The organism is Nocardioides sp. (genome assembly GCF_047607365.1).
Classification (GTDB): domain Bacteria; phylum Actinomycetota; class Actinomycetes; order Propionibacteriales; family Nocardioidaceae; genus Nocardioides.
The window spans coordinates 1-25,270 of sequence record NZ_JASGDD010000205.1 but is presented as its reverse complement, the minus strand read 5'-3'; the positions used below and the strand labels follow the sequence as shown (position 1 = coordinate 25,270).

General features: G+C 69.7%; 24 protein-coding genes and 1 tRNA gene. 13 read left to right on the top strand and 12 right to left on the bottom strand.

The window, feature by feature from the left end; all coding sequences use genetic code 11:
• Positions 1-829: sensor histidine kinase (locus QM572_RS15810; RefSeq protein ID WP_415094810.1), on the top strand; the 829-nt coding region annotated here is incomplete at its 5' end.
• A 45-nt stretch (positions 830-874) separates the two neighbouring features.
• Here the strand turns inward: QM572_RS15810 and QM572_RS15805 are convergent.
• On the bottom strand, positions 875-4,792 hold the full coding sequence (locus tag QM572_RS15805) for a M36 family metallopeptidase (RefSeq protein WP_415094808.1): 3,918 nt from the start codon (positions 4,790-4,792) through the stop codon (positions 875-877).
• 145 nt (positions 4,793-4,937) lie between these two features.
• On the opposite strand from QM572_RS15805, the gene QM572_RS15800 reads away from it, so the two are divergent.
• The 7 genes from QM572_RS15800 to QM572_RS15770 all read left to right on the top strand — a co-directional run bounded on the left by QM572_RS15800 (position 4,938) and on the right by QM572_RS15770 (position 10,634).
• Complete coding sequence (locus QM572_RS15800) at positions 4,938-5,381, top strand: adenylyltransferase/cytidyltransferase family protein (RefSeq protein ID WP_415094806.1); 444 nt, start codon at positions 4,938-4,940, stop codon at positions 5,379-5,381.
• Entirely contained in the window at positions 5,378-6,925 is a 1,548-nt protein-coding gene (locus tag QM572_RS15795) for a class I SAM-dependent methyltransferase (RefSeq protein WP_415094804.1), read from the top strand. The genes QM572_RS15800 and QM572_RS15795 overlap by 4 nt, the downstream gene beginning before the upstream one ends.
• 1 nt (position 6,926) lies before the next feature.
• Positions 6,927-7,163, top strand: coding sequence for a DUF6752 domain-containing protein (locus QM572_RS15790; RefSeq protein WP_415094803.1), 237 nt, complete (start codon positions 6,927-6,929; stop codon positions 7,161-7,163).
• 16 nt (positions 7,164-7,179) lie between these two features.
• Positions 7,180-8,721: a class I SAM-dependent methyltransferase gene (locus tag QM572_RS15785; RefSeq protein WP_415094801.1), complete on the top strand. Its 1,542-nt coding sequence runs from the start codon at positions 7,180-7,182 to the stop codon at positions 8,719-8,721.
• Complete coding sequence (locus tag QM572_RS15780; protein WP_415094799.1) at positions 8,711-8,905, top strand: DUF6752 domain-containing protein; 195 nt, start codon at positions 8,711-8,713, stop codon at positions 8,903-8,905. The genes QM572_RS15785 and QM572_RS15780 overlap by 11 nt, the downstream gene beginning before the upstream one ends.
• Before the next feature lie 4 nt (positions 8,906-8,909).
• Positions 8,910-10,478 carry a class I SAM-dependent methyltransferase gene (locus tag QM572_RS15775; RefSeq protein WP_415094797.1) on the top strand — a complete coding sequence of 523 codons (1,569 nt, stop codon included), beginning with the start codon at positions 8,910-8,912 and terminating at the stop codon, positions 10,476-10,478.
• Between the two features lie 77 nt (positions 10,479-10,555).
• Positions 10,556-10,634, top strand: a tRNA-Gln gene (locus QM572_RS15770).
• Positions 10,635-10,812: 178 nt separating this feature from the next.
• Here the strand turns inward: QM572_RS15770 and QM572_RS15765 are convergent.
• The 5 genes from QM572_RS15765 to QM572_RS15745 form a co-directional block, all read right to left on the bottom strand.
• On the bottom strand, positions 10,813-11,673 hold the full coding sequence (locus QM572_RS15765) for a hypothetical protein (protein ID WP_415094795.1): 861 nt from the start codon (positions 11,671-11,673) through the stop codon (positions 10,813-10,815).
• Between the two features lie 78 nt (positions 11,674-11,751).
• Positions 11,752-12,582, bottom strand: coding sequence for a hypothetical protein (locus QM572_RS15760; RefSeq protein ID WP_415094793.1), 831 nt, complete (start codon positions 12,580-12,582; stop codon positions 11,752-11,754).
• 21 nt (positions 12,583-12,603) lie between these two features.
• Complete coding sequence (xerC, locus tag QM572_RS15755; RefSeq protein WP_415094791.1) at positions 12,604-13,815, bottom strand: site-specific integrase; 1,212 nt, start codon at positions 13,813-13,815, stop codon at positions 12,604-12,606.
• Positions 13,802-14,377 (bottom strand): hypothetical protein, encoded by a 576-nt coding sequence (locus tag QM572_RS15750; RefSeq protein WP_415094789.1) that lies wholly within the window; start codon positions 14,375-14,377, stop codon positions 13,802-13,804. The genes xerC and QM572_RS15750 overlap by 14 nt, the downstream gene beginning before the upstream one ends.
• Positions 14,378-14,586: 209 nt before the next feature.
• A complete protein-coding gene (locus tag QM572_RS15745) occupies positions 14,587-14,781 on the bottom strand; it encodes a helix-turn-helix domain-containing protein (protein ID WP_415094787.1) in 195 nt (64 codons plus the stop codon).
• Between the two features lie 272 nt (positions 14,782-15,053).
• Here QM572_RS15745 and QM572_RS15740 point away from each other — a divergent pair, with 272 nt between their 5' ends.
• Entirely contained in the window at positions 15,054-15,461 is a 408-nt protein-coding gene (locus QM572_RS15740) for a hypothetical protein (RefSeq protein ID WP_415094785.1), read from the top strand.
• Positions 15,462-15,478: 17 nt separating this feature from the next.
• On the opposite strand, the gene QM572_RS15735 is transcribed toward QM572_RS15740, so the two are convergent.
• Entirely contained in the window at positions 15,479-16,099 is a 621-nt protein-coding gene (locus tag QM572_RS15735; RefSeq protein WP_415094783.1) for a hypothetical protein, read from the bottom strand.
• A 126-nt stretch (positions 16,100-16,225) separates the two neighbouring features.
• Here QM572_RS15735 and QM572_RS15730 point away from each other — a divergent pair, with 126 nt between their 5' ends.
• On the top strand, positions 16,226-16,462 hold the full coding sequence (locus QM572_RS15730; protein WP_415094781.1) for a helix-turn-helix domain-containing protein: 237 nt from the start codon (positions 16,226-16,228) through the stop codon (positions 16,460-16,462).
• A 47-nt stretch (positions 16,463-16,509) separates the two neighbouring features.
• Positions 16,510-17,592 (top strand): hypothetical protein, encoded by a 1,083-nt coding sequence (locus QM572_RS15725; protein ID WP_415094779.1) that lies wholly within the window; start codon positions 16,510-16,512, stop codon positions 17,590-17,592.
• Positions 17,593-18,002: 410 nt separating this feature from the next.
• Here the strand turns inward: QM572_RS15725 and QM572_RS15720 are convergent, their stop codons facing one another.
• Both QM572_RS15720 and QM572_RS15715 read right to left on the bottom strand, forming a co-directional pair.
• Complete coding sequence (locus tag QM572_RS15720; RefSeq protein ID WP_415094777.1) at positions 18,003-18,212, bottom strand: hypothetical protein; 210 nt, start codon at positions 18,210-18,212, stop codon at positions 18,003-18,005.
• Between the two features lie 90 nt (positions 18,213-18,302).
• Complete coding sequence (locus QM572_RS15715; RefSeq protein WP_415094775.1) at positions 18,303-19,859, bottom strand: putative Ig domain-containing protein; 1,557 nt, start codon at positions 19,857-19,859, stop codon at positions 18,303-18,305.
• Between the two features lie 167 nt (positions 19,860-20,026).
• On the opposite strand from QM572_RS15715, the gene QM572_RS15710 reads away from it, so the two are divergent.
• Complete coding sequence (locus tag QM572_RS15710; protein ID WP_415094773.1) at positions 20,027-20,296, top strand: PqqD family protein; 270 nt, start codon at positions 20,027-20,029, stop codon at positions 20,294-20,296.
• On the opposite strand, the gene QM572_RS15705 is transcribed toward QM572_RS15710, so the two are convergent.
• The 3 genes from QM572_RS15705 to QM572_RS15695 are packed head-to-tail and all read right to left on the bottom strand — an operon-like array spanning position 20,259 to position 22,434.
• Positions 20,259-21,416 (bottom strand): nucleotidyltransferase family protein, encoded by a 1,158-nt coding sequence (locus QM572_RS15705; protein WP_415094771.1) that lies wholly within the window; start codon positions 21,414-21,416, stop codon positions 20,259-20,261. The genes QM572_RS15710 and QM572_RS15705 overlap by 38 nt on opposite strands.
• Positions 21,413-21,670 carry a hypothetical protein gene (locus QM572_RS15700; RefSeq protein ID WP_415094769.1) on the bottom strand — a complete coding sequence of 86 codons (258 nt, stop codon included), beginning with the start codon at positions 21,668-21,670 and terminating at the stop codon, positions 21,413-21,415. The genes QM572_RS15705 and QM572_RS15700 overlap by 4 nt, the downstream gene beginning before the upstream one ends.
• Positions 21,667-22,434 (bottom strand): hypothetical protein, encoded by a 768-nt coding sequence (locus QM572_RS15695; RefSeq protein ID WP_415094767.1) that lies wholly within the window; start codon positions 22,432-22,434, stop codon positions 21,667-21,669. Before QM572_RS15695 ends, QM572_RS15700 begins: the two co-directional genes overlap by 4 nt.
• 135 nt (positions 22,435-22,569) lie before the next feature.
• Between QM572_RS15695 and QM572_RS15690 the strand changes: the two genes are divergently transcribed.
• The coding region (locus QM572_RS15690; RefSeq protein ID WP_415094765.1) for an endonuclease at positions 22,570-25,270 on the top strand (2,701 nt) is incomplete at its 3' end.

The window sequence follows — 25,270 nt, the reverse complement described above, 5'->3', positions numbered from 1 at the left end:
GGTGGCGCGCCCCCTCGCGGCGGTCGCCGCCGGGGCGCGGCGACTGGCCTCGGGGGAGCGTGGCGTTCAGCTGCCCGACGAGGGCTCGGCGGAGGTGCGCGACGTCTCCGTCGCACTCGGTGCCCTGGACCGGGCGCTCGCCGCCAGCGAGGGCCGTCAGCGGGACTTCCTGCTCTCGGTCTCCCACGAGTTGCGTACGCCGCTCACCACGGTGAAGGGGTATGCCGAGGCGCTCGCCGACGGCGTGATCGGGCCCGAGGAGGCGAGGACCGTCGGGATGACGCTCCAGGCCGAGGCCGAGCGCCTCGAGCAGTACGTTGCCGACCTGCTCGCCCTCGCGCGCCTCCAGTCCGACGGCTTCTCGGTGGACCGCACCGAGGTCGCCCTCGATGCTCTCCTCATGACGGCGTCGCGGGCCTGGCGTGCCCGGGCGGCGCAGGCCCGCGTGCACCTGGTCGCCCTCGCCGACCCGGTCACCGTGCGCACCGACCCGACCCGGCTGCGGCAGGTCGTCGACGCGCTGGTCGACAACGCGATGCGGGTCTGCGCGCCCGACGACACGATCACGCTCACCTGCCGTCCCGGGTCTGGCGGCGAAGGCGCGGGTGGGGTGGTCGAGGTGCGCGACACCGGCCCCGGCCTCACCGCCGAGGATCGTGCCGTCGCCTTCGAGCCCGGTGCCCTCCACGCCCGCTATGCCGGCGTCCGTCCCGGCGGGCACGGCCTCGGCCTGGCGATCGTGCACCAGCTGGTCGGGGCCATGGGCGGCGCCATCGAGGTCTCGGCGACGCCCGGGGGCGGCACCACCTTCAGCATCGCGCTGCCGTGACCGCGGAGGACGCGGGGCCCGTCGGTCGGCCCCGTCGCCGCCGGCCTACCTCACCCGGACGGTGATCACCTTCCACTTCTTCCGCGGGACGTTGCCGGCGCGGTCGACGGCACGGACCGTGACGCGGTAGCGCCCGCGGGGGAGCTTCTTCGCCGTGGTGTAGCGCCAGGAGGTGGTGCCTGTGGCCGTGAGCAGGAACTGCGGACTGTAGCCGCACTTTCGCAACGGCTTCCGCTTCGTCCACCTGCCGTTCGGCTTGAGGTACTGGCAGGACGTGCCGACGTACTTCTTCACCGAGAGCTGCACCTTCTGGACGCCGCAGCCCACGTCGGCGGCGCGGCCCGTGAGCGTCAGCCGGTGGCCGCGCTTGATCCGCTTGGCGACCTTGGCGAAGACGGCCGTCGGGGCGGTCTTGTCGCCGACGCACGAGACGTTGCTGCCCGTGACGACGATGCCCGGCGCGGCCGTCGAGCGGCCCAGCACCTGGAGCTCCGAGGCGTGCACGATCGTGCCGCGATCGGACCCCGTCTTGCAGTCGGTGGTCGTGGTGGGGTCGTTGTCCAGCTCGCCGGCGTACGCGTCGTTGCCGGTGCACTGGTTCTCCAGCGCCACCAGGCGTACGGCGGCCGCGGTGGTGTCGGGCACGTCGAAGGTCCGCATCCTAAGGTCGGGCGCCACCGGCCGAGGGGTCTTCCCCGGGAAGGCGTCGTCGGCGGAGGTGTAGATCCTGGTCCACGCGCCCGAGCCCGCGCAGTCGCTCACGCAGGTCTCGATGGCGAACTTGCGCAGCGCGGTGAAGCGGGAGCCGGCCGTGGTGTCCGTGTCCTGGTCGGCGGCGGGGAGCGAGCTCAGCGGGTCGGACGGATCGGAATCGCTGGGCCGGAGGTAGGCGCTCACCTGGACCTTGTCGATGACCGAGGAGCCCCCGGCCAGGTCGACCGCGACGAAGGGGTGCGACTCGTCGACCTGGACGTCCGTGGTCGTGACGCCCCAGTTGGTGGCCTCGGTGCCGTCGATCAGCGAGGCGGCGTTGAGCGAGCCGGTGGTGGCTCCGATCACCGAGGCGCCGGAGGCCGACGCGGCGAGGTTCGTCAGGCCGGGGAAGGTGACCGTCGCCGAGGTCGTGCCCGCCGGGATGGTGGTGGTGAGGGTCTGCACGGCGCCGCCGGCCGAGGCGTAGCGGAACGTGTAGGTGCCCGGCACGAACTCCGCGGCGTTGCCCAGCGCGGTCGTGGCCACGGTGTCGGCGATCGGTGTCACGCGGGCCTCGTAGTCGCCGACGTAGACGTTGCCGCCCGCCGGAGCGTCGAAGGTGATGGTCGCGTTCGACTCGGTGGGAGAGGCGAAGCTGGGCTTGGGCTCCCCGTCGTCGGCGGTGCAGTCGACGTCGCCGCAGGTGCCCTGGGCGCTCGCCGCGTCGCGGCCCATCCCCGACAGGGCGAAGGCATGCCACAGGGCGGTGACGTCCTGCCCGCCGAAGCGCATCGTGTCGGCCGCGATCATGGCGTCGCGGGCCTGCAGCATGTCGGTCGCACCCTGCTGCAGCAGGAAGGCGTCGAAGATCAGCTGGATCCACCGGCGGTTGCCCGGGCAGGTGCTCGGGTCACGTGGGGTCGCGCCGGCGGTGGCCTCGGCACAGGCGAGCTGCAGCGAGGAGTTCGCGTAGGGATAGGTGGCGTTCCACTTCTCGACCAGCGCCTGGCGCACCCGCCACTGCGTGCCGTTCCAGATCTCGCCGTCGGCGTGGACCTCGTTGCCGGTGCCGTCGAAGCCGTAGTCGCTGTAGTTCAGCGGGTTGTCGTCGATCGCGTAGTCGCGGATGCCCTTGGCGGAGTTGCCCGTGGCGTAGGCGCCGACGACATAGGGGCTGTCGCCGTACTCGTAGCCGTGGGCGAAGATGTACTCCATCGCGTCCAGGTCGCCCCACGACTCGCCCATCGCGCCGCCCTGCTCGGACGTGATCCCGTCCATCGCGCCGCCGATCATGCGGTTGCTGATCGCGTGGGTGTACTCGTGGCCGACGATGGACATGTCCAGGTCGCCGTCGGTGCACGGCGGGTAGAAGGCGCCGGCGGCCGGGGCGAAGAGGTACTGGTTGGTGATGCCGGGGGTGCCGTCGTAGAGGGTGATCTGGTTGGCGTTGTTGCGGCCGGTCGCGACCCCGGTGGCGTCGAAGACCTGGGTGTCGGCCGCACCCGCCTGAGCGTTCCCGATCTCGGCGTCGCCGCCCGTGCCGCCGAGGCCGCGGTTGTCGGTCTGGAGGTTGAAGTTGCTCTCGGTGAAGCCGAGGTAGTACGACCAGTCGTGCATCCGGTTGTGGGCGACGAAGAGGTTGCCGACGACGGCGTCGATGTCGTTGCCGCCCGGGACGAAGTTCGTCGGGTCGCAGCCCGACTCGTTCCAGGCGTCGGTGAAGTCGGTGGTGTACTCGCGCGTCGCCGAGACGGGCGCCTGCACGAGGCCGCCCGGGGTGAGGGCCGAGGCCCACGCCTCGTGGGTGTTGGCGTTGTTCCCGATCGTGGTCAGCGAGGGGACGCCGACGCCGCTGTTGAGCACCTGGTCCCAGGGCGTCATGGAGAACTGGTTGAGGGTGAGATCGCATCCGGAGGCGGCCGTCCAGCAGCCGACCCTCTGGTTGGCCGCCGTGGTGCCGACCGCGAGCGAGGAGCTCGAAGGCATCGCGGTGAAGTACTTCCACTTCGGGGCGCCGTTCGCGGTCGCCGAGCTGCCGGTGCCCGCGTCGGAGGTCGCCACGGTCAGGCTGTAGGCGCCTACGACGGCGGCGCCGTCCTCGTACTCGCAGACCCGCACGGTGTAGGTGCCCTGCGGCAGCGCCGTGGCGCTGCTGTAGACGCCGGCCTCGGGCGAGGTGGCGAGATCGTACGAGCCGAGCAGCGTGTTGCCCGGGGAGAAGAGCTTCACGACGAGATCGTCGGTGGGCGCCGCGGTCACGATCATCGAGACCGTCTTGGTGGTGGTGTCGCTGATCGCGAAGGTGTGGTCCGGGCCGCAGCCGGACGAGCCGATCTGCCCGGTCGCCGCGGGGATCGGGGTGGCGTTGGCGGTCCGGACCCCGGTCGGGAGCCCGCCGCCCAGGCCCTCGGCCAGGGAGTCCACGAGGCTGGTGCGCAGCAGGGTCTTGCCCGTGACGGCATCGATGCTGACGCTCCAGCCGAGGCTCGCGGCCGAATCGAGGACGACGGACTGGAACACCGGCCGCACCTCGTCGCCCACCGGCAGCGCGGCGAGCCGGACGTACTGCGTGTCGTCGAGCCCGGTCGCCGTGAGCGAGGTGAACGGGCCGGTCGCCGACCCCGTCGTGATCGTGCCGAGGTCCGGGGTCTTCAGGCCGACGTCCTTCGCCGCCTCGCGCCAGGCCTCGACCGGGGTGAGCGCTGCGGCCACCGGCGCTCCGCCGGCCCTGCTCAGGCTGGAGGAGACGTAGCGCACCTGCCCGCCCGAGATGCCGACCGTGACCAGCCCGCCCTGGGCCGGGTCGAGGTCGCCGAACCTCTGCTGGAAGATCACCGCGTGCAGCCCCGCGCCGGAGTTGGTGGCGCCGTCGAACTGCGCCGGGATCTGGTCGCCCGCGAGCGTCAGCCCGTCGATCGCCGAGGTGGAGAGGCCGAAGAGGTCGGCGTTGGCCCGCAGCCAGGCCCGGGCCCCGCTGACCGCCGAGCCGCTGATCGCGCCGAGGCTGCCCGACGCCGGGAGGATCGAGGCGGGCGTGCCGAAGGAGTTCCAGGAGAGGCTCACGTCGCCCAGGCCGGCGACGGCGTCCCGCTGTGCCGTCGTCGGAGCGAGCGCGGAGCGCGTGTCGAGCGCGGTGATCGAGGACGGCGACGCGGTCTCGGATCCGAGGAAGCCGTCGTCATCGGCATGGGCGGGCAGTGCGGCGGCGGAGAGCGTCAGCGCGGCGATGGCCGTGAGCGCTCCGGCCCGGGAGAGGTATCGGGTGGACACGATCCCAAGAACATCCTGAGAGCGAGTCGGTTACGCCCGAGTCCGCGCCGTTACCCAGACTTGACCGATACGCGACGTGGTGGCGCCGTCCGAGTCGTCCGCGCCGTGTGGCGGCCAGACCTCCCGCGGGCGATACGCTGGTGCGGTGAGCAGCCCCGGACAGAAGATCATCGGCTACGTCCCGGGTGTCTTCGACCTTTTCCACGTCGGCCACCTCAACATGCTCCGCCAGGCGCGCAGCCGGTGCGACTTCCTTGTCGCCGGTATCGTCTCGGACGAGATGTGCGAGGAGGGCAAGGGGATCCGGCCGACCGTTCCGCTGGTGGAGCGCGAGGCGATCGTGGACGCGATCGGGATCGTCGACGCGACGTACGTCGAGACGACGCTCGACAAGCGGGACGCGTGGCGCGACGTGCGGTTCCACCGGCTCTTCAAGGGCGACGACTGGAAGGGCACGCCGAAGGGCGCGAGGCTCGAGGAGCAGATGGCCGAGGTCGGGGTGGAGGTCTGCTACTTCCCCTACTCCATCCAGACCTCCAGCACCGCCCTGCGCCAGCACCTCAAGCGCGCCGCCGAGGCCGCTTCTTGACGCCTGCCCTCTCCGACGCCGGGATCCGAGTCGCAGGCGGCCGGGGCAAGACCTTCCTCGTCTACTTCGACGACCGCCACATCTGGACCTTCACCGGTGCCCGCGCCGCGTGGCCGCACGTGCTGCTGCCCTACCTCGACGGCACCACGCGCGTCCGCGTCACCGACCTCGACGGCACGGTCGAGGTGGACGAGGAGCACGCCTTCGGCACCGGCGCCGGGCGGATCGCGTTCGTGGACGAGTCGGGGCTGCCGTACGCGATCGACAAGATGGGCCACCTGACACGGTCGTTCGAGACGACGCCGAAGAGCACCAGGCGGGAGATCCTCGAGGCGACGCGGATCGTGCTCGACGAGCTCCGCGACGGCTGCCGCGTGGAGGCCTACCTCGGCTACGGCGCGCTGCTCGGGGCGGTGCGCGAGGGCGGCATGATCGCCCACGACACCGACACCGACCTCTGCTACGTCAGCCGCCACACCTCACCCGCCGACATCGTCCGCGAGAGCCTGAGGATGGAGCGCCATCTGCGCCGGCTCGGCTGGGACGTGCTGCGGATGTCCGGCGCCGACCTCAAGGTGGTCTGGGACCTCTCCGACGGCCGCAAGGTCCACGTCGACATCTTCTGCTCGTTCCTGCTCGGCGGCGAGCTCTACATCCTCGGCGAGAAGCGGGGGGCCTTCGACCTCGACGACCTGCTGCCGCTCGGCACGGTCGCCCTCGACGGCTACGAGTTCGCCGCGCCGCGCGATCCCGAGGCCATGCTCGTCTACCTGTACGGCGAGGGGTGGCGTGTCCCGGATCCGGGCTACGTGGCCGTCGCCGACCCCGTCACCGAGCAGCGGCTGGACGGCTGGTTCCGGGGCTTCCGCCAGGGGATGGGCGTGTGGACGCCCCTGCTGCGCGGCACGTCCGGTCCGACGTCCACGGTGCCCACGACGGGCTCCGACTTCGCCGCCTGGGTGCACGGCCAGGTCGCTCCCGGCGAGCGGATCCTCGACCTCGGCACCGGCAACGGCCGCGACGCCGTCTGGTTCGCCCAGCAGGGCCACCCGATGCGCGCGGGCGACTACTCCCGCCGGGCCAAGGTCGAGATCATGGCGCTCAAGAAGCGGCTCGGCGACCCGGAGATCTCCAAGCGCCTGCCCAACCCGCGGATCAACCAGGTCGTCCTCAACGACACCCGCTTCGTGTTCCACCTCGTCGCGTTGCTCAGCCGCCAGCCGCACCACGTCTACGCCCGGCAGCTGGTCGGGTGCCTCGACGCCGCCGCCCGGGACAACCTCTTCCGGCTCGGCGCCGCCACCCTGCGCGGGGGCCAGAGCATGTGGCTGGAGTTCTCCGCGACCCGCGGCCTGACCCCGGACCCGGAGCCCTCGCCGCTGGTGAAGCGGCTCGACCCCGGCGTACTCACGCGAGAGCTCGAGGCGCACGGCGGCCGGGTCGCGCACCTCGAAGTCGCGCCCGGCGTCGACATGTTCGATAATCCTGACCCAGCGGTGGCGCGGATGCGCGTGGTGTGGCCGCAACCACGAAGGAGTGTGTGAGATGGCGGCCAAGGACGTCGCACGCAAGGTGCGCGACAGGGTGCGCGAGACGAAGGCGTTCGAGAGCAGCCTGCACGGTCGCGTCCTCGCGCTGGAGAAGGAGCTGGAGGCCGACCGCCAGCTCCACCGCCGGATCGCCGAGCTCTCCGACGTTGTCGCCGAGCTGCTGGTGCCGATCCAGGACCGCGACGAGGCCCACGTCCGCGAGATCCTGTCGCAGTACCGCAAGACCATCTGATCCCGGACGTCATTCGATGACCTCCGCGGTGGTCACCGCCGACGGCATCCGGCTCACCGAGCCGCCGTCCGAGCCGGTGATGGTGCACTTCGACGGCCGCTACATCTGGTCGTTCACGCCGTCGCGCGACGGCTCCTGGAGCGTCGGCGGGACGTTCGTCGCCTGGCCGGCGAACCTGCGGCGCTTCCTCGACGGCGTCACCCGGGTGACGATCCAGGACGTCTCCGGCGAGCAGGTCTGGTACGACGCCGAGCACCGCTTCGGCTCCTCGGAGCAGCGCGTGGCGGTCGTCAACAAGCTCGGCCAGCCCCTGTCCGTCGACAAGGTCGGGCACCTCGGCCGCGCGTTCCTCGAGACGCCCGAGGAGGTCAAGGCCGAGATCCTCCAGGCCACCCTCGAGGTGCTCACCGTGCTCCGCGAGGAGGCCGGCGTCGACGCCTACCTCTGCTACGGCGCGCTGCTCGGCGCGGTGCGCAGCGGCACGATGATCGGCCACGACTCCGACGTCGACGTCTGCTACTACAGCCACCGCACGATCCCCGTCGACATCATCCGGGAGAGCTACCGGGTGGAGCGGATCGTGCGCGCGAAGGGCTGGCAGGTGACCCGGATGTCGGGCGGCGACATCAAGGTGGTCCGGTTCCTCACGGGCCACCTCAAGTGCCACATCGACATCTTCGGCGCCTTCACCATCGCGGGCACGTTCTACCAGTTCGGCAACCGGAGCGGCTCCTTCGACGCCGCCCAGGACCTGCTGCCGCTGGGCACTACGACGCTCGAGGGCGTCGAGTTCCCGGCACCGAAGCACCCGGAGGCGATGCTCGCCTTCGTCTACGGGCCGCACTGGAAGGTGCCCGACCCGAGCTTCGTGCACCGCGACAACCCGCACGGCATCACGCGGCTCAACGGCTGGTTCCGCGGCTTCCGCACCGAGCTGCCGCTGTGGAACGACGTCTACGACCAGCGTGCCGGAGCTGTGCCGGCCGTGCCGTCGGACTTCGCGCGCTGGGTGGAGGACCAGATCGCGCCGGGGGACCAGGTGGCCGACTTCGGCGCCGGGACCGGCCGCGACACGCGCTTCTTCGCCTCGCAGGGCCACCGGGTGCGCGCGATCGACTTCGCGCGTCGCTCCTTCGCCCGGACGCGCCGGATCAAGAGCGAGCTGGTGCGCTCGGACCAGACGATGGCCGGCGAGCTGCGGCGGATGCTCGTCCTCGGCGCCCGGCTGGCCCGCAACCCGCGCCACATCTACGCCCGGCACTTCCTCGGCGCTCTGGACGAGGCGGGGCGCGCCAACTTCTTCCGGCTCGGCTCGGTGGCGCTGCGCGGGGGACAGTCGATGTTCCTGGAGTTCTCGGCCGTCTCGCCGGGCGCGCCGTCCCCCGACCCGGCCCACCTCGTGTCCCGGCTCGACCCGGATCTCATCGCGGGCGAGATCGCGGCTCACGGCGGCCGGATCGACTACCGTGAGATCGTCGTGGGTGCCGACATGTTCGACAATCCTGACCCGGCCGTGTGCCGGATGCGAGTGAGCTGGAGTAGTCCTGATGTCCCGTGATTCCCTGCACGAGTCCCTGCGCGATCGTGTCGCGCGCCTGGAGCAGGAGGTCGCCGACAACCGGGTGCTGCGCTGTCGGGTCGAGGAGCTGACCGACCAGCTCGCCGAGATCCTCGTCGCCATCGAGGACCGCGACCACGACCGCGTCGAGGAGCTCGTCGCGGCGCTGCGCGCCTCGGCCTGACGCTGTGCCCGCGCCCGACGTCACGCGCGACGGCCTGGTTCTCTACCGCCCGCCGCACGAGCCCCTGCTCGTCCACTTCGACGAGCAGTACATCTGGTCCTTCACGCCCGGCCGCGACGGCTCGCTCTCGGGTGATGTGCTGACCATCGCCTGGCCGGGCGCGCTGCGCCCCTTCCTGACCGGCACGACCCGGCTCCGCCTCGCGACGTACGCCGGCGACGTGGTGCTCCACGACGGGGAGGTCGCCTTCGACGACTCCGCGGAACGGGTCGCGGTGGTGGACGAGTCCGGGTCGCCGTACTCGATCGACAAGGTCGGCCACCTGACGCGTGCCTTCGAGGAGACCTCCGACGACGTGAAGTCCGAGCTCCTCGACGCGACCGAGACGGTGCTGCGGGAGCTGCGCGAGCGGTGCGGCGTGGACGCCTACCTCTGCTACGGCGCGCTGCTCGGGGCGGTGCGGCAGGGCACGATGCTCGGCCACGACTCCGACGTCGACCTCTGCTACTACAGCCACCACACGACGCCGGCCGACATCATCGCGGAGAGCTACCGGATCCAGCGCGCGCTGCGCGAGCTGGACTGGACGGTGCTGCGGATGTCGGCGGGGGACATCAAGGTGATCTGGCCGCTGTCGGACGGGCAGGTCGCCCACATCGACATCTTCAGCGCCTTCACGATCAACGGCACCTTCTACCAGTTCGGCAACCGCAACGGGCTCTTCGACGTCGAGGCCGACCTGCTGCCGCTGGGCACGATCACGCTCGAGGGCCGGGAGCTCCCCGCGCCGAAGCGGCCCGAGGGGATGCTCGCGTTCATCTACGGCGAGGGCTGGCGGCAGCCCGACCCCGGCTTCCGCTACCGCGACAGCCCCGTCGGCACGCGCCGGCTCGACGGCTGGTTCCGCGGCTTCCGCACCGAGGTGCCGCTCTGGCTGCCGGTCTTCCGGCCGCCGCTGCTGGACCGGGTGCCGCGGTCTCCGTCCTCGTTCGCGGCATGGGTCGCGCCCCAGCTGCCGGCGGGCACGCCGGTCGTCGACCTCGGCGCCGGCACCGGACGCGACTCCCTGTGGCTCGCGGGCCTGGGCCATCGGGTGCTCGCGATGGACTACTCGCGGCCCGCGCTCTCGCTCCTGCGCGAGCGCCGCGCCGAGGCCGGTCTCACCGAGGAGCAGCTGGCCGTGGAGATCCTCGTGCTCAACGAGGCGCGCCTGGTGATGTCGCTGATCTCGTTCCTCGCGCGCGACCCGGCGCACCTGTACGCGCGTGGCCTGATCGGCTCGCTCGACGAGGACGCTCGCCGCCAGCTCTTCCGCCTCGCCTCGACCACGCTGCGCGGCGGCCAGGCGCTGTGGCTGGAGTTCTCGGCCTCCTCCGACGGCGCCGAGGAGGTCGAGCATCCGCTCCCGGAGCCCGTCGGGCTCACCCGGCGGTTCTCCCCGTCCTGGCTGGCATCGGAGATCTCGTCGTACGGCGGCGTGGTGGAGTCTCTCTCGATCGGGCCGGGGACCGATATGTTCGACCAACCGGACCCCGCCGTCGCCCGGATGAAGGTGGTCTGGCCGCATCCCTAGGCTGTGCCTAGCGACAATCCCCCGTTGGTCTGCCGGGCCTGGTGTTCCAGCCCCGCGAGGCGGGCCTGACAATTCAATCCCCAGTTGGTCTGCCGGCAGGGCCCGCCTGACTTTGAATCAGGACTAGCGACGATGGTTCGACTCCATCCTGGGGAGCAAAAGCGCAGTTCAGGGCACCTTTTCGGTGTCGGATACGTTTTCGCTCGTCGCCTTGCTCTCACGGTTCTCTCACGAGGTGGCCTTGCGTGCGTTCGGCGAGCGGCAGCTGAGTCTCGGGTGTCGCCAGGTCGAGCACGGGCTAGATCCCCGTCTGCCTCGAGCCGACGATGGGTTCCTAGGTGCTCATCCGCAACATCAGGCGCTCTGTTGCGTCATCCCACAACTGGCGGAACTGCTCCCAATGGCCAGCCCGCATGGCAAAGATGATGACGCCCGCACTCAGGTATCTATCGGCGAGCTTCAGGACCTCAGAGATCGCATCCGCCTTTGGAGTTGCGTACACCAGTTCGTCGCCGGCGGGTTCTCGATCGTGGAACTCGAAGTCGGTCCAGCGCTTGCCATGAGCTGCGCCCGCCGTCGAACGCCAGATACGTCGCACGCGGTCCGATGTCCACGGCGAGCTGGCATCGTCGCCGTCGAGGAAATCTGCCGCAGCGAGAATCATGTCGAGGTACCTCGGGGCTTGGAAGGTCCGTCGAGTCACGCCGAGCGCAGTCAGGATCTGGCTGCGACGGGCTTCCAGTTCTGCACGTGCCTCGTTCGTCGCAGCAGCCTTCGTTTGCTCATCTAAGTCCCAGACGGCAAGTCTGACGTATCTCCGAACGCGGTCGAGCTGATCTTCGGGACTCAAGACCCAGATCGCTTGGGCGGCCGACTCGATCGTGGCCCGCGCGAGAGTGAAGATCGGGCGCAACGTGTGCACCGTCTCTGCTTGGGGATGAACCTTGAGCGGTGCGACGTAGTCCGCCCAGAGCACAAGGTGATCGGCGGCTGCCTCAAGCAGTGAGTAGCACCACCACGCCATGTTCGAGAACGGGTTGTCCGGCACTGGTCGCAGGAGCGATCCCACGCTTGGCGGCATAAGTCGAGGCAGTACGTCCGCGTTCAGGCGCGCCCCTTGTGCTACTTCGACCCACGGCATGATCGTGTCGCGATCAATCAACTGGCGAGCGTGCTCTTGGTCATCGCTACTCACCCCCACAGTTTGCTGGAGGCGAAGACATCAAGAAGACCTGCCGCCGTGCTCTGTGAACGAGGGGTGAGAGATCGACCCCTATTCGTCCTGAGAGGCGTCGTGCAGCAGCGTATGTAGGTGTAGCCCGAGCTCGGTGGCGGACCAAGAGACCGTCGGTTCAGTTGGCCCAAGGTCGGCGCCTATTGAGAAGGTGCCGTCGCCGTTGTCCGATGCGAACCCATCGAGAGCCTCGCTGATGTCGTATCGCGGCGTTGCGAGGCCATGCCGCTGTAGCGTTCCGAGGATCGTTGGAACGATGGGTGCAACATTGGGGAGAGCCGAACTCAATTCGTGAGGACGCCATTCGGGGTAGCGCCGGGGTGGCCTCTCGCGCTCGGCGAGTTCGCAAGCGACCCATCGGATATCGGGCGGGGGCGCATCATTTGGCACATACGACCACTTTTTCGTAACCAACAGATCCAGGACGTGGGCGTGTGGCACCTCGACGTCGACGAGGGCGCCGATGATCAACTGCTCTTCATCGACGCGTGCTCCATCATCTGCAAGGCCATCTGCCAGGGCTCGGCCGAGTGCTCTGACCTTCGGGCCCCATGCGGTCCGCACGGCTCCGTCCATGGCTGTCGCTGTCAACAGGCGGGTCTGCTCCGTCGCGCTAGCCCGATCTCCGAAAGCGGCGGCATCATCGCCGAGCGAGTCGGCAGCGATCTGCGCGACACTCCCTGCTCTGCGACGACCGTCGGAGCGCACCTCATCCCACACCTTCGCGAGGACAGGCTGAAGGTAGGGCGTTGCGACGGCGCCAATGACCGACCCTTCTGGGCCGCCGATTGCTAGGCCCACGAGCGCCCCGAGAGCAGCGGCGCCAGCTTCCTGCGCCGCCTCCCGGCCGCTGTTCTCGTCGTCCTGCACGACTCCAACGGTAGTCGGCGGCTACCGAGCTGCTGAGAACAGCTTCCCCGCTGCAAGCGCGGCGGCCGCCGCTCCGGCATCGTCGGGTACGAGGTAGAACCGGCGGTAGGTGTCCACGTCGTGGCCGAGCAGAGCCGCTGCCTCGTGATCCGGGACGCCCGCCGCCTTCAACGCCGTGGCGAGGGTGTGGCGCACGTTGTGGATGCTCGTCAGCGCCGGAAGGCCCGCGGCTTTGCAGAGGCCCCTGAACCGCGCGGAGTAGGCGTCCGGGTCCACCGGCTCACCGGCTGCGTCGCAGATGACCAGCCCGCTCTCGGGGCGCCCCTGCGCCAGCCACAGCAAGCGGAGAGCCGCCGCCGTGCCGGCGTGGATCACGTCGGCATGCACTGTGCGGAGCGAGTTCGCCGCCTTAACCTCGCCCAGCGCCGTCGCTGTGCCCCGGCCGGTCTTCACACGCCCCTGGACCACCTCGACCGCGCCTGCGGTCACCTCGACGCACGACCAGTCGAGCCCGAGCACCTCGGATCTCCTCATCCCCGTCAGCGTGAGCCGCATCCCGGCGCGGAGCCACGGCTCCGCCGCGAACCGCTCGCTGTCGCCGTAGGTGTCTACGAACGCACGGAACTGCACCAGTTGCTCCGGGGACCAGCGCAGGGGCGCCCTAGTGTTGGCGGCCTTGGTGTGCTGCTGGCGCGGAGGCTTCACGGTCGCGCCCGGGTTGGTGGCCATGACCCCGTTCTCAACCCCGTAGGCGAACACCTGACGGATGGCACCCAGCGCGTACACCAGGGACCGATGGGAAAGGCCGCGACGCCACTTCCCGCCCTCGGTCGCCAGGGTCCGCAGGAGGGCGCGTACGTCGGCCGGCGTGATGGTCTGCACCTCGCGCTCTCCCATGTGCATGAGTGGCGCGTGGAGCGCCGAGCGGTAGCCGTTCACCGAGACCTCCCGGATGCCGCCCGGAGTCTGGGACTCGGCCTCGCGCTCCGCCAGCCACGCGTCTGCTAGCTGCCGCAGGGTGACCTTGCTGGGGGCCGTGAAACTTCCCTTGGCTAACCGGTCGCGGGTCTCGTTGACGAACTGCCGTGCTTCGCCCAGCAAGTCGAGGGTCTTCGTCACCTGCTTGCGCGGAGCGCCCTTCGGTGAGACGTCCAAGACGACCCGATAGCGCGGCCCAGCCTTGGTCTGAACGAGCCGGATCGGCTCGCTGGCTCGAGGCTTACTGGCTCTCATGGGCAGACCGTGGCAGCCCGTGGCCTTGAAGGGAATGATTTCGTGATTCGCTGCCGTGCTGCGAGACGGCTCGGCTGTGAGGCCAGCGATGCGCCGCGGTCCTTGCCCTGCGCACACCGGCGATGGGGTTGTCGTTCCAGTCGCGCCAGTAGCACTTGGTGGTGCCGACGAGGAGGCCGCCATTGAGGCGCAGGTACTCCTCGGCCTCCGGCCACATCTCGACTGCGTGAACGGGGCGTGCGCGCAGGATGCTCTTGAGCCCATAGTCCAGCGTTGGGATCGCGTAGTTGTTGCTCTGGAGCCTCGCGGGCTGTTCCAAGGCGAGTCCTGCTCCGTGGTGCTGAGCGATCTCAGTCATCAGGTCTCGGTCAAGGTGGTCTCCCCGCCACCACACGTGGGCGTGCGCCCCGTTGTTCCGCGGGTTCGGCTCGATGTGCCATGCGGCTTCGCCCTTGATTTTTCGTCTGCGGATCGACCGCCAGAGATTCGTCATGGTTGCCTTCACCAGCGGCCTGAGGAGAGGAAGCCCAGTGACGACGATCGCCCGGGAGGGACGCGACATCGCGAGAGCCTCGCCGGTTGCGATTGCCAGAGGCACGATGCAGGAATGGCAGCTGACCCGGTTGCAACGAGAGGGCACGGGACGCCGCTGGCGGTCGAGGGCGACCTGGCCGAGGCGCTGTGGGCACGGAGCCCAGCCGGTCGGCCGATCCGCCCGGGGCCGAGTTCCGGTCGTATCAGGTAGCACAGAACAAGTAGCTGCTCGGGCCGTCATGCGAGCACCGGACGGAGCAGTGCCTGCAAGGCCTCAACCGGGACGACGATTCGGCGCCCCACGCGGATGGATGGGATCTCGCCGCTCGCGGCCGCGGCGTACGCGGCGTTCCGGCTGATGCCGAGGAGGTCGGCTGCTTCTGGGACGGTGAGTGTCTGGCGTTTCTGATGTGCAGCAGCGGAGGGGGTCACATTCAGACCTTTCGTGTACGGGGGTGTCACTCCTCGTAATGCTCACGAGCTCGCCAGGGTTACGGTCGTTCGGAAATCTCTGGTGATCCTGTGGTTGTTGGGGGTCCCTTTCGCGCACACGCGCGGTCATGGGCCTCTCCGGTCCACGAAATTCGTGACTGCCGTCCGGGTTTCGTGGATCGTGTGGCTGGTGGACGTGAGCGAACCTGATCGGCCGATCACTCGGGTGGTGGCACTCGATGCGGCGCGAGCGGGCGGCGAGGCGGGCAGGCATGCGAGCCACTGACTGCCCGCACTGCCCGGCGAGCACTGTGTTCGCGCGGCTCTGCGCGCACTGGTGGCTCCGCGGATGGGGTGCCGCGGACCGGGCCGCGCGTGAGGCCGTGCCGGAGCGGACCAGCGCCTTCCGCGTTCTCGGCACCATCGATCGCGTGTATTACGAGGTAGACGTGACCGGCGACGTGGCTGACCCCGTGGTCGGGTCGAAGCGGGTCCGTGGGCTCTTTCGCCAGGAGGAGAGGCGAATCGTGCTCGTGACCCCGGTGGGGCCGTCGTACACCGTTGCGCGGGACGACCCGGCGTCGATTCTCGCAATGCTCGTCGCGAAGACCCGCGTCACACGGGTCAGCGACAACGCACCCCGACTGATCGACTCACTGCCGCCCGGCGCAGTCTGGTAGGCGCCAGGCGGGTCGGGCTAAGAGATCCCGAGGACCAATGCGCGGCCACGGTCGTGCTCGGCCGGGTTGATGAGGCCCTCGTCGAGGAGTCGCTTCAACTCCCGCAACTTCTGCGCTTCGTCGAGCTCGCGCTGTAGCACGGATGACACGGCGGTCGGGATGAAGGAAGTCGTCGGCCGGCGCGCAGGGGCGTCGGATGCCTGCGCGAGGACCCGGAGGCCGGTCGCCTCGAGTTGCCTTGCTGCTTGCAGGTTCGCATCCGTCGGCGGTGATGCCGAGAGCACGTACGCGGTCTGGTCGGTCGTGATCGTCACGAACACGTCACCGCGCCGGTTGGATCCAAGGAGGTTGACGGGCGCACCCATCGTCACAGTCGTGAGGGCAGCGGCGGCCCCCCGAGAGATGCCGCGCTTTTTCTGGATGTTCGCATCGAACTCGATTCGCACGAGACGCTCGATGGGCGCGTTCTTCTGGAACGGCTTCGCAACCTGGACGTAGCCGTCCCGGTAGAACGTCACGGAGTGGCCGCCGAAGACAGCCGAGCCGCACTCGGGGCCGTACGCCTGCCGGGTGGCGCGCTCCTCTTCGATGTACCGCTGGACGGCGCGTTCGCGCCGCTCCTTGATGCTGTCGCGCATGGACGGATGGTCGATCGCTTTTCGCCACGGCGTGCTCCTCGTGAAGTGCTGTCGTTGGTCGGCGGACCAACGGAATGCTACTCATCGTCCGTCGACTGATAGTCGTCATTCGGTGAATCTCCAACGGTGCCCGATTCGGATCCCATCGCTCGCAGGCGGGCCTTTGGGATCCGGGTCAGATCACTTCGCACGCCGCTCGGGTTGAGCCAAGAAGGCCTTGGACAAGTAGCCGATCTCGACCGGACCTATATCGGAGGCATAGAGCGCGGGGAACGCAACGTGTCGCTCGACAACATCTGGAAGCTTGCTGATGCTCTTGGCGTCGAGCCGGGAGAGCTGTTCGCCGAGGAGAATTCGGCCTAGCTTGGCGTGCGCGGGACGTGGACGTCAGAGCGGACTACGCTCGCTTGATGGCCGATGAGTCCAGTCTCCTTGTGCCGCTTGCATCCAACGCGGACGCTCTCTTGGCGGGGCCACGCGTCGAAGACCTTCGGCGGAGGCTCAAGCAGGCCAGCATCAACTTCGACTCCATGTATCTGGAGACCGGAAGGCTCGAGGTGACAGCCGGATCGGGTGGGGGCTTTCGGTTTCGCGGGCAGGGCGGCGATGCCGACTTCCAGACCGAAGAGGAGCGAGGACGCGAGCAAGGGAGGCGAATGCAGTTCTCCGTTGGGCTCGAAGACGATCCCGGACGCGCAGCCCTGGCGCAAAGGCCCTTCATGGAGACGGAAGCGACCATCAGTTGGAATGCGACGCTCGAACCCTTCAGACGAGAGCTTCCGGCGGGCACTGACTGGATTCACTACGTGTCGTTGCCCAGCGAGCCGAGTGTCGCAGAGCGCGCCAGGGAGTGGTCGGCCCGGGACCACAGGAGCGACACCCTTCGCTCTGAGCTCCCGCTTTCCTTCGTCCGCAAAGAGGTCATCGAAGGCGCTAACGGCGACCTGTCTGCGGGGGTTTGGGGAGGAGCTGCCGTCATGCAGGATGCGATACATCAGAAGGTTGTAGGAAGCCGATTTGAGTCAGGCAGTGACTGGCGAGCAACGGGATTCTGTCTCCCCATCCTCGTCCCGGAGACTGGCGACCTCGACTGGGACTCTGTGCTGCGCATTCGACGGCATCGCGCGATGCAGGCATTCCGGAAGGCTCTGCGCGAGGTGGAGTTGAGAGTGCTCGACGATGCGACGTCAGGGGATGTGGAGGCGGCCGTTCATAGAGCCTTCGCGCGCTATCAGGCGGAGGTGGCGCCCCGGTTGGAGACGCTTCCTGGGGTCGCGAAGCGTGTGGTGATGGACATGACCATCGGGACGATGATGGGTGTCGCCACGTCTGCCTTGGCCGGTCCGGTTGGCATCCCCCTCGGGGCCGCCGTCGGTGCCGCCCCCTCTGCCGTGCAAGGAGTGGTCGGTTCGCTCGCTGGTAAGCGCCGACGGTGGGACACCGTCTACGCGGAGCTGGTTAGCAGTTCCGTGCGGGCGGCAACTGAGCCCTGATCGCTCACGGCTCGGGCCAAGAAGCGGTTCGGCGGCACTGAATGGGATGGACTGGGCGAGCCGGCATCACGCGCAGCGACGCGATGGAGTGATTGGCACAGACCGTTGCGACTTTGAATCAGGACTAGCGACGATGGTTCGACTCCATCCTGGGGAGCTCTGCGGAACCTCTCACGCGCTGCGGCGCCGCACCGCCCGAGAAGGCAACAACCCCCACCGAGGTGGGGATTGTTGCGGGCACCACCCGTCCAGCGACGACAACTTTCCCGCCCCGGTGGGGAACGTGTCGCCGCCGTGTCTCCACGAGGGCGGGACGCGGGACCGTGCGGTCAACTCCTGCCAGCCTGGCAACTGCCGCCGACCTTGCTCGCGTCGTCGGGTGTGAGACGTCGAGTTCCTGTGGCAAGAGGTCAGGCAGCGGGGTGGTTGACGATGGGCTGCTTGACGATCGTCATGTCCCCGTCGAGGGCGGTGAGCCGCTGGTCGACGCCGTCGAACCGGTGGCCGACGCCGTCGAACCGCACCGACATCAGATCCTCCAGGTGGTCGGATTCGCGTCGGACCACGGCGCGGAAGGCGTCGAGCACGCTAGCTGCGAATCGGTCCTTGAGGAGCTCCACGCCCTCGGCACGTGCGACCGCAGGGTCCCTGACATGGGCGATGGGCCGCCCGCCGAAGCGAGCGGCCCACCCAGGACGATGCGCGGCCGATCAGGACCAGGTGATCGAGAAGTTGTCGATGCCGGTCTTGGGACGGCTGCCCGAGCCGGTCGAGGCGGCCAGCGTGACGACGCGGACCCACACGGTGTCGCTGATCCCCTGGAACGCCGTCGGGAGGGCACCCGAGAGGGTGGTGGAGCCGAACGTCGAGTTCGTCGTCGCCGTCGAGTCGGTGATGTTGGTCCAGTTGGTCGGCGACGATCCGCTGCCGACCTGGAGGTACCAGATCTGCGCTCGTCCGGCGCTCGTCCAAAGCGACTGGACGTTGACACTGACCGCGGTGTCGGTCTTGCCCGTCGTGGCGCCGAACTGGTACACGAAGGCCGCGCCGTTGTCGCCGAAGGAGCCGGTCGCCTGCACGCCCAAGGCCCGGTCGGTGTTCGCTGCCTGAGTCGAGGTGGAGTCGGTCGACGTGGCCGGCGAGTTGCCCGAGGCGACATTGCAAAACTGGCCGGTCGTTGAGGACCATGCCGTTGCTGCGGTGGTCAGAGCCACAGATGTGCCGATCGCCGTGGCGGTCGCCCCGGTGCGGACGGTCCAGCCGTCGGGAAGGCCACTGCTCAGGGTCGAGAAGCTCTGCGTGTAGGAGCCGCCTGAGGAGTCGGCCGGCTCCGTGATCTCGATGTCGAAGGTGGTCTGCGCCTGGGATCCCTCGTCATCGGTGACCGTGACGGTATAGGTCGTGGTGCCGATCGTGGCGGCGGAGTCGACGTCGCCGGAGACCTGGCCCGCGTCAGAGTCGAGCGAGAGGTTCGCCGGAAGGTCCGGCGAGATCGACCATGTGTACGGCGCGGTCCCGTTCTGGGCCGAGAACGTGAACGACACACCGGTGGCGCCCTGCGCGTACGACTTGTCGCTGACAGCGCTGACGCTGAGAGGCGGGACGTAGTCACTCGTGCCCGCGGGGCTCAGGATGCCGTACTTCCCGGTGACGGCGTAACCACGGGCGTTGCCGGCGTACCCGGCGAAGCTGCCGCTGCTCGTGGGAGCGTTTGTCGCGGTGACCGACACGGTGCCTCCGCCGTAGCCGGCGCTGGAGTTGAAGTCTTCGTTCTGCCAGTCGCCGAGCTGGATGGTGACAGTGGTGGACGCGCTGGCGGCGAGCGTGGCGCTGCGCGCGACCGTCACGGGGCTGGTCGAGGTGCTGCTGGTCGTGGTCGATGCCCACGCGCCGCCGAGGTCGTCCGAAGCACTGAAGAAGGTGAATCCGTCGCCCCCATAAGGCGTGAAGGTCACCACGAGCCCCTCGAGCGGCTGGTCGCCGGTGTTGGTGATCAGCAGGTTGAAGAATGCGTAGGTGCCGGTGTTGTCGGTGTGGTTCGTATCCGAGGAGGTGTTGCCGCGGAAGGAGTTGACATTCGTCACCGTGAACGTGGTGGTGTCGCCTGACGCGGCGAAGGCAGGCGCGGCCGTGGCGACCGAGATGGCGGGCACGGCCCAGGCGGTCGTCTTGACGACGTTCCGGCGGGTGAGCAGCGACCGCGTGGCGTGGTCGGCGAGTGTGTCGGTGGATGAGCCGGGCTCGAGCGACTCGTTGTTCAGGTCCATGTCTTTTCCTCCGTGAGGCCCCCAATGAATAGGGGGACCCTAGTCGCGGCGGTGGGGGGCCAACGTCCCGACAGCCGGAAGTTCACCCGAGAGTAACGGACTGGTCTAGACCGATTTCGGTATCTGGAGAAACGTTGGTTTCTTTCCTTCGCGGGCATAATTGGGCCGTGATCGAGCGCAATCCTCTGGCCGTCTTCACGCGGGTCGGCGACACGATCGCGGTTCTGGACGAAACGTCTGAACCGGGCGAGCTCCTCGAGCTCAGCGGCATCGGCGCCGAGATCTGGGAGCGGCTCGCCACCCCGATCGGCGAAGCCGATCTGATCGACGGTCTCGGCGCGGACTTCGGTGTCGATCCGGCGGTCGTCGGGGCCGACGTACGGCCCTTCCTCGCCGATCTCAGCGCCCGCGGGCTGCTCGTCGCGTCCGAGTCTTGACCCGGAGCCGCTGCCAGCGGCGCAGGACGAGGAGCGGGAGCGCGCGCCACCACGGCAAGGACTCGAGGCCGCCCAGCTTGATGCTCGGTAGGAGGCCGTACAGCAGGACGAGCCACCGGTCCCCCCAGGTCAGCGAGTCCCACATCGGGCGGCGGAACATCTGGGTCGCCACCAGCCACGGCGAGTCCTGGACATCGGCGATGTGGAACGAGCCTCCGGCCTGACGCCGCTCAACGGCTGCCATGGTGGGAGCGGCGGCAGCGGAGGCGGCCGCCGCGAATTCTGTGGGCAGCGTGGTCCGCCCGAGCTGGCGCACTGCGATGCCCAGGCTTCGCCGCTCCACCGGCAGCAGCGCACGCGGGGGCGACGCCCATACCTCCGCGAGTCCCGCGAGACGCCACACGTCGGCGATGCTGCGGAGGTAGCTCCACTCGTCCTTCGCGGCGTGCTGCATCGAGTGGACAAGCGAGTCGAAGTTGCCGAGCGTGTCCACGCCCCGGCCGGCGATGTCCACCACCGCGCGCCGCTCCCACAAGGTGTCGAACTCCGGGAACGGGGAGACCGTGGGCATCGGCCGCCAGTGCAGATCGATCATCGAGCGCTCGCCGAAGAGGCTGAGCTCGTAGTAGGTCCGGAGCTGGTACCGCCAGGCGAAGCCTGGGCTCGGCCTGGCTCCGACGCCGTCGTGCCTCCATCCCGCCGCCTCGAGGGTGTCGAAGGCAGAATCCACGTCGTCGGGGGAGACGAGGAGGTCGAGGTCGCCGAAGCCGCGCCGGGCGAAGTCGCCCCAGGCCAGGGCGCCGAGCGCGGGACCCTTGAACGCCAGCGACCGGATGCCCGCCTCGGTGAGCACCGCGCGTGCCCGGAAGAGCTCGGCGACCAGCCGGAGCGCGTTGAGGCGCTGCGACCGGTCGACCGCGGCGATCGCCTCCCGTGCGCGGTCGGGGACGTCGAGGTGGCCGAGGGCGAGATGCGTCTCGAGCCGGTGCCGGCGTACGGCGGCGACGAAGTCGTCCGCGTCGACACCGGCGGGCAGGGCCCACGGTCGCTCGTGCAGCACCGCCTCGAGCGCCGAGCGGGCGGCCTCGACGCCCGCGGGGGAGTAGGGGAGCGGGCTCACTCGGCGACCTCGACGATGCCGTGCGCGGCGAGGTCGTCGACGGCGGTGCGCGTGAGCGTGAGCGCGTCTCCCGGATCCCCGTACGCCGTCACGAGCACCTCCGACAGGGTGTCGACCGACGCCGGCGACTCCCGCAGCGCCAGGACGATCGTCGTGGCCAGCTCGGAGAGCACCACGACGTGCGCGTCGATCATCACCGCGCAGCGGTCGCCGTCGACGAGCAGGTCGTCGAGAGGCCGCAGCGCAACGGTCACGACAGCCACTCCCGCACCAGGGGCATCAGTGAGTCGGCCTCGCGGTAGCGCACCCGCCGCACCCCGTCGACCCGGCGGAAGTGCGCCGCGGCCGTGTGGAGCGGCTGGGCATGGCGCGCCAGCTGGAAGGTGTTGCCGGCCATCGCGGCAAGGGAATCCAGGAGGGGGAGCGTCTCCACCTCGGGCTCCCCGGGCCCGTCGGCCGAGCGCTCGAGAAGGACGACCGCCGCCAGGTGCGCGGCGTCGGGGGCCGGCGCGAGACCCAGGGTGTCGGGCGACGTGGACGACTTGCGCCACGTCGTCTCCGGCTCGATGACGCTCAGCGGCTTGGCGTAGGGCACCAGGGAGCCGTCGGCGGCGACCCCGGCGACCTCGTCGGAGAGGTAGCCCAGCTCGCGCCCCAGGGTGACGCAGGCGGTCGTCTTCCCGGTCCCCGAGGGGGCCGACAGGGCGATCGCCGCGCCGGTCACCGGGTCGGCGAGGCAGGCCGCGTGCATCATGAACAGCTCGCCGGCGCGCGCCCGGGTGACCTCCCGGTTGATCCGCATCGCCAGGTTGTCCAGCACCTCCTCGGGGCCGGACCCGGTGACGTCGCTGCCCGGCTCCGCGGAGACCGAGAGGGTGAGGGCGGCCGGGTCGGGGCCGGCGTACCGGCAGCGACTCCAGGCCCCCTGGACCAGCGGCTCCAGGATCGCGGCGTCCTCGCCCGGCAGTGCCACGTCGACCCGGACGCCGAGCGCGAGGAGGGGCACGGACGAGGGCATGGGGAGACCCTAGTGGCGACCTCTCGGACGATTCCGGTTCGTAACGCGAAAGACACCCGCGGAACGATTGTTTCAGTCAGACTCGTGGGGTTGGGGGCCGACGTCTCCGCGTCAGACACCGAACTTGGAGCACCCGTGCGCACGCCCTTTCACCCCCTCGCCCTCCGCCGCGGCATGGTCATCGTCGCCGCGGGATCGATCGCCGCCGCCGGCATCATGACGGTCGCGACGGTCGCGCCCGCCCAGGCGTCGACCAGCGGGCTGATCATCAACGAGGTCTACGGCGGCGGCGGCAACTCCGGGGCGACCTACAACGCCGACTTCGTCGAGCTCTACAACACCTCCTCGGCGGCGATCGACCTCAGCGGGATCTATCTGCACTACCGCTCCTCGGGTGGCAACTACGGCTCGCTGGCCGGGCTGTCCGGGACCATCGGCGCGAACGACTACTTCCTCGTCCAGACGACGAGCGCCGGGTCCGTTGGCTCCTCCCTCACGCCCAACCTCACCACCGGCACCGCGGTCAACATCGCCAACGCCGGCGGCCAGGTCTTCCTCAGCACGAGCAGCAGCCAGGTGACCACGTCGGGGAACGTCGCGGGCGCCAGCGGGTTCATCGACTTCGTGTCGCAGAGCGGCGCCGGATCGTACGAGGGCACCGTCGGCACGGCGAGCGGCAGCACGACCAAGTCGCTGACCCGCACCGGCTTCGCCGACACCGACGTGACCCGCAACGACATCACCGCGGCCGCGCCCACGCCCCAGGGCTCCTCGGCGCTCTCGATCGTGACCCCGTCGTCGGGCTCGATCACCGTCGACCAGTCCTACAGCTACGCCTTCCAGGCGTCGGGCGGGACGACGCCGTACACCTTCGCGCAGGCGACGGGGACCCTGCCGACCGGGCTCAGCCTCAGCTCGGCGGGCGTCCTCTCCGGTACGCCGACGGCGACCGGCAGCTACTCCTTCTCCGTCACCGTGACCGACGCGGCGGCGGCCACGGCCACCACGAGCAGCATCACGCTGACCGTCACCGAGACGTCCTCCTCCGGCACGGGCACGCCGCCCCTGGTCTCCGACAACCTGACCCAGGTGGACGGCACCGCCCCGACCGGCTACTACGCCAACACCGCCGGCCTGACCGGGTCGAGCCTGCACGCGGCCCTCCACTCCGACATCGCCGCGCACACGGCGTACACCTACAGCCAGGTGTGGCAGGCGCTCGACATCATCGATCAGGACCCGACGAACACGGCCAACGTCATCGAGGTCTACTCCGGGACGTCGCTGCCGATCACGAGCAAGTGCGACATCAGTGGCTCCTGCACCGGCCGCTGGAACCGCGAGCACACCTGGGCGAAGAGCCACGGTGGCTTCTACACCTACGCGGGCCCCGGCACCGACCTCTTCCACATGCGGCCCGAGGACACCAGCACGAACACGGCGCGCAGCGACCTCGACTTCGGTGACGTCAGCGGCGGCTCGTCGGTCGCCAACTGCTCGGCCTGCCAGAAGAACTCGACCTTCTTCATGCCTCGCGACAGCGTGAAGGGCGACATCGCGCGCGGCCTCTTCTACATGGCCGTGACCTACGACGGGCTGTCCGACACCGGGAGCGGCTGCAACGGCGCCCTCTTCGCGGACCTCGAGCCGACCGACACCGTCCCGTCGAAGGTCGACGGCAGCTCCGCCTGCGCGACGACCGGTGCGCTCGGCAAGCTCTCCACGCTCCTCGCCTGGTCCGAGGCCGACCCGCCGACGCTGCTGGAGAAGCAGCGCAACGAGGTGATCTACGAGCACTACCAGGGCAACCGGAACCCGTTCATCGACCACCCCGAGTTCGCCAAGGCGATCTGGGGGAGCGGCGCGGCCGTCGACACGAGCGCCGACAACGGCGCCGGCAAGGCCGGGACCGACGGGCTCACCCTCTTCGCCCACGCGTCCAGCAGCAGCTCCGCCACCACCACGGCGACGGCGACCGCCACCGCGACGACCAGCACGAGCGCCACGACCAGCACCAGCCCGACCGCCACGGCGTCGACGACCCCCTCGGAGTCGGCGACGGCGACCGAGTCGGCGACGGCGACCGAGTCGGCCACGGAGACGCCGAGCGCCACCGAGTCGCCCACAGAGACGCCGAGCGCCACCGAGTCGCCCACCGAGTCGCCCACCGAATCGCCGACGGCGACGGAGTCCGCGACGGCGACGGCCACCGCGACGCCCACCAGCGCTCCGGCGCTCGAGCCCGTGTCCGGTGAGACCGCCACGCTCTCCGGTGAGGGCGCCGTCGACACGATCCTCACCGCCACCCCGCCGACCTGGAACGCCGACGGAGTGACGTCGACCTACACCTGGCTGCGCGACGGCGTCGCCTTCGTCACCGACGACCCGGCCTCGCCCTCCTATGTGCTCGACGCGAGCGACGTCGGCCACCAGATCTCCGTGACGGTGACCGGCCACAAGGACGGCTACGCCGACGGCACCAGCACGTCCGACGCTGTGGTCGTGACCAAGGGCGCCGCGCTCACCGGCACCGACGTCGGCGCGCCGACGGGCGTCGCGCAGGTCGGGGCGCTGCTGACCGCTCAGGACCCGCCGGTGTGGTCCCGGGTCGTGGAGAGCCAGACGCAGTCCTGGTACGTCGGGGGTGTCTGGCGTGCCGACGGCATGGCCTACACCGTCCGGCCGGAGGACGTCGGCAGCACCATCACGGTCCACTATGCCGCCACCAGCGCCGCGTACGCCGACGGCCTGGTCGTCTCCGCGGAGACCGCCGTGGTCGCCGCCGTCGCCACCCCCGTGACCGGCGCCGCCGGCATCGCCGGCGCCACCGAGGCCC